Raw genomic sequence first — 8,486 nt, 5'->3', positions numbered from 1 at the left:
TTAAATGGGGCGTACAACATATTAAGAAAAGCAGTCCTGAACGCTTTTGCAGACGGGATAGAGGGGTTAGGAGTAACTCCAATCAGGTTTACCCCTGGTAAAGTGACTTTGTAGATTTGTCTATAATTTCACAAACTCTATGGCTGGCGTGGTTGGTTGTAACCAGTTAGAATGTTTAGGGAGTTGGTGCTATTATCATGATGTCTGAAAATTTACCTTATATTGTGCCATCGCCTCAGTGTGAAGTTGATGCGGACTTTTCGCACTATCACACAACTTACCAATTCTACGCAGAAGTTGAGACCCGCTCAGAGTTTGAGAGTTATTGCGCTTGGTATTACCAAACAGCAGCACAGCATCGTCAAGAGTTAGAGAAAATGCGCGGCGAATTGAATATTTTTCAGTGGTTTCGCCGCTCGTGAGTAATTTACATGACTTCTAACTCATTTTCACGCAGGTGAGCTTTAAATTTTTTACTAAACTGCACTAGAATCGGTAAGTTAGCGCTGACAGGTCTACCTTTCCATTCAGTAGCAATATTCACGACTTCGCCTTCTGTATCTTTGAGATCAAAAGCCTCACCCCGATGTTCAGGATGATGATAAACTACTACTGACTCTTTAACACGGATGCGATCGCCTACTTTGATCACCACATCTCCACTTGGTTTTTGCTGTTCCATAAGCATCTCCACAGTCACTCCTTACTGAAACTGCTAAAAAAAACTGTTTGTAATATTCACTAATATACAAACAAAGCCTGCCCATGCAGGCTTTAATAGTCATTAGTGAGGGACATTCAGATCATTAAAAATCCGTTTTACTGTTGCTGTGCGCTTTAAATACAAATGTTATTCTACAATAAATAGTTACTAGTTTTCTCAACTGAAAATATATCTTTAACTAGCGGGGTATGTTGTTACCGATAGTGGGGGAACCAAGCCCAGCAGCAGACTGGAAAAACCTATTCCCTAATTTTGGAGGACACACCTAATAAAATTAATCAATATTAATTAAGATTTAGTGGGTTAAGGATACGGTTAAAGTGTAAGTGGATTTGATCCAAGCAATGAATTTAGGTGAATCTAGAGTCTAGAATGGTGCTATGCCTATGCCAAGTTATACCTTAATCTGGCTGTTGGCGGGAGCTGTTCTGTGTTTAATGGAACTGTTCTTACCATCGGCTTTTGTGGAATTCATGATGGGAATTAGTGCCTTAATGGTGGCGCTACTGTCTCTAGCGGGTGTGGGTAGTTTAGGGTTGCAAGTTGCAGCTTGGTTATTACTGTCCACAGTTTTGATTGTGCTTTCTCGTCGCTTTTTGCAACCGCGAGGACGCAAATCAAAAATAGTGGATACAGTTGTAGCTCAAACCTTAACGGAAATTCCCCCTGGGGAAACCGGACGGGTGCTGTATGAGGGGAATTCTTGGCGCGCACAATGTGACGACGAGCAACTGTACATAGCACCCCATCAAAGAGTTTATGTAGTCAGAAGAGAAGGCACTACTTTGATTGTAATGCCTGATTACCTATTGCGTTAAGTGGGCGCTTGTACAGTTGTTCACACAGACATGGCATGAGAAGTTAGGAGAATGTAAAATATGAATGAATTTTTCTTGCTAGTATTTCTGGCTCTTGGTGGTTCTGCAGTTGCAGGATCTGTAAGAGTCGTGAATCAGGGTAATGAGGTATTAGTAGAACGATTAGGGAGCTATAATAAAAAGCTTGGCCCAGGGCTGAATTTTGTGATGCCTTTTTTGGATAAAATCGTTTATCAACAAACTATCCGCGAAAAAGTTTTAGATATTCCTCCCCAAAAATGTATTACCCGCGACAATGTGGGGATTGAAGTGGATGCGGTGGTTTACTGGCAGATTGTAGACATGGAAAAGGCATGGTATAAGGTGGAAAACCTGCAAGCAGCCATGACAAATTTAGTACTAACTCAAATTCGCTCGGAAATGGGACAACTGGAGTTAGATAAAACTTTTACCGCCCGGTCTCAAATTAATGAAATATTATTGCGTGAGTTGGATATTGCTACTGACCCTTGGGGTGTGAAGATTACCCGGGTAGAATTGCGCGATATTGTTCCCTCCCAGACGGTGCGAGAATCAATGGAGCTCCAAATGGCCGCCGAACGGCGGCGACGGGCAGCAATTCTCACTTCCGAGGGGGAACGGGAATCCGCGGTGAATACCGCTAGGGGGAAGGCTGAGGCGCAAATTTTAGACGCTGAAGCTCGTCAAAAATCTACGATTCTCCAAGCGGAAGCGCAACAAAAATCTATTATCTTACAAGCTGAAGCTGAACGTCAGCAACAAGTCCTCAAAGCCCAAGCAACCGCTGAAGCTCTCCAAGTAATCACTAATGCTCTCAATGGTCAACCAGGAGCACAAGAAGCTTTACAGTTTTTACTAGCTCAAAGTTATTTGGACATGGGGACGAGGATTGGTAGCAGCGACAGTAGTAAGGTGATGTTTATGGACCCCCGCACTATCCCTGCTACTTTGGAGGGGATGCGTTCTATTGTTGCTGATGCTAGTCATCCTTCTTTTGGTGGTCTCAAGAATGAGCAACGTTAGCTTGATTCATTTGGCATTGACTACACAAACCAAAAAATTCTAGTGTGTGGTAAAAGACTTTAAATTTATGCTGGGATTCTAACTGGTCTTCTAAGGGATGAACAGGACATTGATTAATGGGAATTGATAGGCCACACTGCAAACAGGTCAGGTGGTGTTTGTCTTGTTGGGCTAGGTTATACAGGGCTTCACCGTTGGCTAAATTCCTCACCTGTACCATCCCTTCTAGTTTTAAGGCTTCCAGTGCGCGGTAAACTGTTGCTAAACCCATGGTTTGGTTGCGATTACGTAATTCTACGTAAATATCTTGGGCAGAAATTCCTTGTTGGATGCTCTTGAGTAGGCTGAGAATCCGCTCTTGACTGCGGGTGCGTATGGCTCTCATAGACAATTATTTAAATTTACTACTGTAGTGACAGCTGTTAAATTGGCAAGGTTATTCCTTAACTGTAACTGCTTGTTGATTTTATTTTGACTCAGTTGGGACAGAAAGTTATAGTATAGCGATCGCAGCATTTAGCAAAAAGCCTGTGCAAAGGAAGTATCTAGCCAAAATTTTCGTGACCCTTCGCCCTTCAGTGTTAGACCCTGCTGGTGTGGCCGTACAATCTGGTCTGAAGCAACTGGGATACGACAACGTGGAACAGGTGCGGATTGGGAAGTACATTGAACTCACCATCACTTCTACTGAGGAGATCAAGGCCCGTCGAGACCTTGAACGTATCTGTGACCAAATGTTAGCAAATCCAGTGATTGAAAATTATCGCTTTGATTTGATTGAGGTGGAAACACAAACAGGAGTTATTTAGCATCCAGGATGGGGAAACAGGGAAGCATATTAATTTCTCTGTCCCCATTTCTCACTCCCACTACACTAATTAAGACTAATTAAGAGGAATTAATCACTAAATCATGAAATTTGGGGTTTTGGTTTTTCCGGGTTCTAATTGCGATCGCGATGTTGCTTATGTTACCAGAGATTTGCTGGGGCTGCCTACTCGCATGGTTTGGCATCAAGAAACTGATATCACTGATTTGGATGTAGTTATCATCCCCGGTGGCTTTAGTTACGGTGATTATCTGCGTTGTGGTGCCATCGCCCGCTTCTCCCCTGTGATGCAGCAGGTAATTAACCACGCCCAAGCAGGTAAATTTGTTCTCGGTATCTGTAACGGTTTCCAGGTATTAACTGAAGCTGGTCTGTTACCCGGTGCTTTGACGAAAAATCAAGACTTACATTTTATCTGCGATCGCGCTCCCCTGACCGTTGAGCGTAACGATATTCCTTGGACTCAAGCCTACACTACCAATGAAACTATCACTCTGCCTATTGCCCACGGCGAAGGGCGATTTTATGCTGATAAGTCTACTTTAGCAGCCCTTGAAGATCATAGTCAAGTGGTTTTTCGCTATGCAGGAGACAATCCCAACGGCTCACTCAATAATATCGCCGGGATTTGCAATCGACAAGGCAATGTTTTAGGCATGATGCCTCACCCAGAAAGAGCATCAGATACTTCCCTGGGATATACTGATGGTTTGCGCCTATTTCAAGGCCTATTAGGGAAAATTGCCGCCTGGGTTTAATTTTCTTCCTGTGCTGTGAATTACTCTCAGGAATTAACACTCCCCAATCTTCATCTTATTTTTTTTAGTCCTGATTACTGGACTTTTTTTATGGCTGTTTTTGGTTAAGTTTCTACTGTTTCACTGGCAACTATGGGGTATAATTATAATTGTGCCTATTATAGCAACCGCCAAGGAGGTTAGGACATAAACAGAAGATAAAACCATTGAAATTCAAGCGTTTCAAGGCTTCCCCCTGCCCCCTGCTATAGCAATCCTAAATGATTCATGAACAATTTCTGTTCCCTGTTCCCTGTTCCCTGTTCCCTTTCCTCACTGATAATTTCTCAAGTCAAATAGGATGACTATATATCCATAGATATCAATTGCAGATATTTACATACTGAGGTCTTTACGTGAATAAAATTACAATCAATCCTGATTTAGCAAATGTCGATTATACTGACTTACTAACGAAAATCTGCCAAAGCTTAGAGAAAAACCAAATATTCAGAACCGATAACAATCATCAATGGTTAGTGGTGGATATTAATCAAATAGCCGCTGAAATCGCCACTTCACAAGTGAATAGTCCTTTAGGAAATGCTAAGGGAGTACGTGCTGCTACTCTCAATTTTAGCCCTGGTTCTCAAGATAGATTTTCAGAGCAAATAAGTAACATCACTGAATTAGTTAGATCCAATTTAACATCCTACTTGAGCAAAAATCTATCTTTAGATAGATTGACATTTGTCACACAACTGATTGCAGATTTGCAGACATTTCGCCAACAACCAACTAAATTTGACCTCGCCTATAATTTCCCACCATCTAACCAATTACAACAACAGCGATTAACAGTTAGAAATAACGACGGACAACACGCACAACTACTCAAAGCGCATAAAGTTAAAATCTCAGTGGACAAACCCAGTAATTTTACCGCCCACTTATTAGAGGGAATTAATAACTTTATAGATGTTAAACTTGAGCCTACATCGGAGGAAAGGGATGACCTAGAATATATTTTAGAGAACTTAGAGAAAAATGATCAATCAGATATTCACCGCTTAGAAAATCTGGTGAACCAGCAAACATTAGGTAAATTAAAGAAATTAGCCAAAATCAAATATTTAGAATTTCTCTATGAAAATATCGATGACAATGCTAGCGAGAACAACTTGCAAGGTAAAATATATTTACAGGACTTAATCAGAAGATTAAAATTATTAGATGACTATATTAATAATACCAACAAAGCAGACGGCGAATATATAGTTAACTATCAGGGAGTAGAGGTTAATTACCAAAATATGTTTTCTCGGGGTGAAGCATTTGATATGCTTCCCATTATCCCCTTGATTGAGGGTTACCTAGGAGAAACAGAACAGGAAAACCGCGAGAAAGTAGAATTTATTTTTGGGTTAAAGTTGAAATTTGATGGTAAAGTCCAAGCCTATGGGGGTAAAACAGTTTTTGAGCGTAATCTTGACATTTTACACCCAGATAGTCAAGAACATCAAGAACAAATCCAAGATGAATCTAGAAAAACGTCATTTGTATATAAGGTATTAAAGATAGCATTTTTATATTACTTTTTATTTGCATCTCGTCAAGATCCTAATAATCCCCAGAATGATTTAGAATATAACCCCATTACTAAATGGGAACAATCTGTATTACCAATATTGCAAGGTAGTGATGAAGAAGCTAAAAAACGACTATTTAGAAGCATTATTAATGGGTTTGACAAGTTGGAAGTTAGAGAAAAAATCAAAACTCTCAAGGGAGTTTTAACAAAGCTGATCAAGCGGAAAACTTCCTTCCCTACCAGAGAATATCCCCTACATATTTCTGTCAAGAATAGTATTTTAGAAGCAGATATTAACACTATTGTTGATAGAGATACATTTTTTAAATCTTTGTTACGGGAGAATCCTAAAGACTGTCTTAAATATATCAATTTGGGGGAAGCAACCACAGATAACAGTTTTCTCGTCAGTCTCCCAGCCAAAATGACTATCAGTGAAATCTACTTTTTTGAGACTGATGACAGAGAAACTTTTCAGATGGAATATGACATAAATATAACAGGTCAGGGTATTGGTGTTTTACCGGTAGTATTTGTACCAGCTAACAGCTGCTATGAATTTGTTACAAAAAACCTATCAAACCGTAAGTTGGTAATATTTCCCTATCGTCCAGATCCTAAAAAACTAGAACCGGGTAAACTTGAAACCCAGAAACTAGAGTCCCATCAAGAATTTATTTACAAAATTACCTACAGCTTACTAGCTTACATCTGCTTGTATGTCTTATTAGAAAAAAAATCAAAGTTATTTATTCCCATTTTAAGGATACACCTCAACAACAAGAAAGATGATGCACCCATAGAAAAATTTATAGTTTCCTTGACCGGTGTATTATCCCATTTATTTAATGAACAATATCGGAGTAATTCCCAGGGAATAGATATTAGTGATTTCTCGACCAAGGGTAAATTTAAAATTCCTAATACTTTAAGCGCTTTATATTCTGTATTACCGAAAAAGTTCACTTTCCCCCCTGGAGAGGAATTTCAATTTCGGGAACTAGATAAACTAGCAATGATTATAGTTTCTAGTCGCGGTAGTGATAGTAGATGGGGAATGGAAGCAAAAAAATCTAACCTGATGGGGGAAATTATTGATTTCCGAATTCAACCGCAAACTGTGACATTAAGATTATTGAAAACATTTTCCGAAAACTATGATAATCATGAAGATATGTTTTCATATCCTAGCGTGATAGTTGAGAATGTAGATAAACTCTATAAAAAAGGCTACAGACATTTTATTTACATAGCAAAAGTTCCTTACAGCAGCACATTACACATCACTCAAACTAAAAGCGAGGAACTATTTTTTATGTCGGAAAATGTCATTAGGGCTTTGACGAGAGAAAGGAATGATATTAAAATTTATCCGATGTTCTTTGATAAATACTACGCGGTCAAAGTTGAAAACAAAATCAAGTCCACATCATTATATATTCAAGATACTGTAGAACTGACACAGTTAGTAGAAGATACTAGCAAGAAGTCAATTGTATTTTTCAACTTGTTTAACGGTATCGCAGTTGGTAAAGATACCAACTATAATGGTGTGATGTCTTACGCAACTTTGCTGAATATTTATCAGGGTGTACTGGATGACAAGGATATTAGAACCGGACTAATTTATCAGGACAGTCACTTAAAAAGGGAGATTTTGCAATGCTTGACTTTGTTTCATTTCTCCCGTTATCAAAAGCACGAAAAATCGGGTAAACTTCAAATCAAGTTAGACCCTTATCAAAACCTGATCGGAGATGAGTCTATTGGTCAACTAGCTTTATTAAAATATAGTCGCGGTAAGGTAGAGTTTAACTCTCTAGCTTTTTTAACTTATGTTAGGGATATACTCGCAAGACCCAAATCAAGCTCTTAGTGGATGTTTGATAAGTTTTCAACAGGTAATTTTTATTTTAGGGAACACCGGAAGGATTGGGGAACAGACAAAAAACAATAAAATCCAGTCCCCTCCCCTTACAAGGCTATCCATTAACCGGATCTTTCTTAACATTCGTGAGAGCGATCGCTCGCAAACCCCCAAACCTTAATCCTCCGTTGATGATTCTCAATAAAATAAGGGTTTTATCAAGAAGAATAAGGTACATTTTGTCAAGATTAGGGAAAGTTTCAAGCGTTGAAACCATTGCCACATAAATGTTTCAAGATTGTTAAGAAAGATGTGAGTAATGAATAGTGTAATGGGAGGGGTTGGGGGTGGGGTCAAACCTGATAAAAACACCTACGTAGGGCGATCGCCCTTCTATCTCCATACTTATGAGGCCGTTTTATCTCTACCCTAAGATAGATGACAACCTGACAGTTATTCTAACTTAAAGTTATTTACACTTGTATAAATTTTAATAAACTGTCTGCTAAATTACTAACAGCGATCGCCTATATTGAAATTTCTACCCTTGTAATCCCCTAGTTTCCCATGTCCAGACTTTTGATTAGCCAGTACCAAGCAGAAGTAGCCAAAATTATCCAGTTTGGCGGTTCCCGTAAAGAAACTTCTATTCGCGTGGCTTTTCAAAACCTCTTAAATGAATATTGCCAACCCAGAGACTTTTTACTAATTCCCGAATTGGACTTTAAATTACCCAATGGTAAACTAGTTTACCCCGATGGCACCGTTAAAGATGCCTTGCGATTAGATTGGGGTTACTGGGAAAGTAAAGACCAATATGATAACTTAGACGAAGAAATAGACAAAAAGTTAAATAAAGGTTATCCTAGTAGTAAC

Annotated in this window: 8 protein-coding genes and 1 pseudogene; 7 read left to right on the top strand and 2 right to left on the bottom strand. The window is 39.2% G+C overall.

Features of this window, described 5'->3' with window-relative positions:
* The first annotated feature begins 200 nt into the window (after positions 1-200).
* Entirely contained in the window at positions 201-422 is a 222-nt protein-coding gene (locus PN457_RS10730) for a hypothetical protein (RefSeq protein ID WP_271733276.1), read from the top strand.
* A 5-nt stretch (positions 423-427) separates the two neighbouring features.
* Here the strand turns inward: PN457_RS10730 and PN457_RS10725 are convergent, their stop codons facing one another.
* Complete coding sequence (locus PN457_RS10725; protein ID WP_271733275.1) at positions 428-700, bottom strand: ferredoxin-thioredoxin reductase variable chain; 273 nt, start codon at positions 698-700, stop codon at positions 428-430.
* 410 nt (positions 701-1,110) lie between these two features.
* Between PN457_RS10725 and PN457_RS10720 the strand changes: the two genes are divergently transcribed.
* Both PN457_RS10720 and PN457_RS10715 read left to right on the top strand, forming a co-directional pair.
* Entirely contained in the window at positions 1,111-1,542 is a 432-nt protein-coding gene (locus tag PN457_RS10720) for an NfeD family protein (RefSeq protein ID WP_271733273.1), read from the top strand.
* 60 nt (positions 1,543-1,602) lie between these two features.
* Entirely contained in the window at positions 1,603-2,586 is a 984-nt protein-coding gene (locus PN457_RS10715; RefSeq protein WP_271733271.1) for an SPFH domain-containing protein, read from the top strand.
* Here PN457_RS10715 and PN457_RS10710 read toward each other — a convergent pair.
* On the bottom strand, positions 2,567-2,971 hold the full coding sequence (locus tag PN457_RS10710) for a Fur family transcriptional regulator (protein ID WP_271733270.1): 405 nt from the start codon (positions 2,969-2,971) through the stop codon (positions 2,567-2,569). The two genes, PN457_RS10715 and PN457_RS10710, sit on opposite strands and share 20 nt — an antisense overlap.
* A gap of 145 nt (positions 2,972-3,116) precedes the next feature.
* Between PN457_RS10710 and purS the strand changes: the two genes are divergently transcribed.
* From purS to PN457_RS10690, 4 genes and pseudogenes are all read left to right on the top strand, one after another.
* Positions 3,117-3,395: a phosphoribosylformylglycinamidine synthase subunit PurS gene (purS, locus tag PN457_RS10705; protein ID WP_271733269.1), complete on the top strand. Its 279-nt coding sequence runs from the start codon at positions 3,117-3,119 to the stop codon at positions 3,393-3,395.
* 103 nt (positions 3,396-3,498) lie between these two features.
* Entirely contained in the window at positions 3,499-4,173 is a 675-nt protein-coding gene (purQ, locus tag PN457_RS10700; RefSeq protein WP_271733268.1) for a phosphoribosylformylglycinamidine synthase subunit PurQ, read from the top strand.
* Positions 4,174-4,568: 395 nt separating this feature from the next.
* Positions 4,569-7,619, top strand: a complete 3,051-nt coding sequence (locus PN457_RS10695) for a hypothetical protein (RefSeq protein WP_271733266.1) — start codon at positions 4,569-4,571, stop codon at positions 7,617-7,619.
* A 558-nt stretch (positions 7,620-8,177) separates the two neighbouring features.
* Positions 8,178-8,486: pseudogene (locus PN457_RS10690) on the top strand (type ISP restriction/modification enzyme); the annotation flags it as partial.

It is taken from the genome of Anabaenopsis arnoldii (genome assembly GCF_028331025.1).
GTDB classification, from domain to species: domain Bacteria; phylum Cyanobacteriota; class Cyanobacteriia; order Cyanobacteriales; family Nostocaceae; genus Anabaenopsis; species Anabaenopsis arnoldii.
Note: the sequence above shows the minus strand (reverse complement) of the source record. Positions and strands in the feature narration are given on the sequence as shown.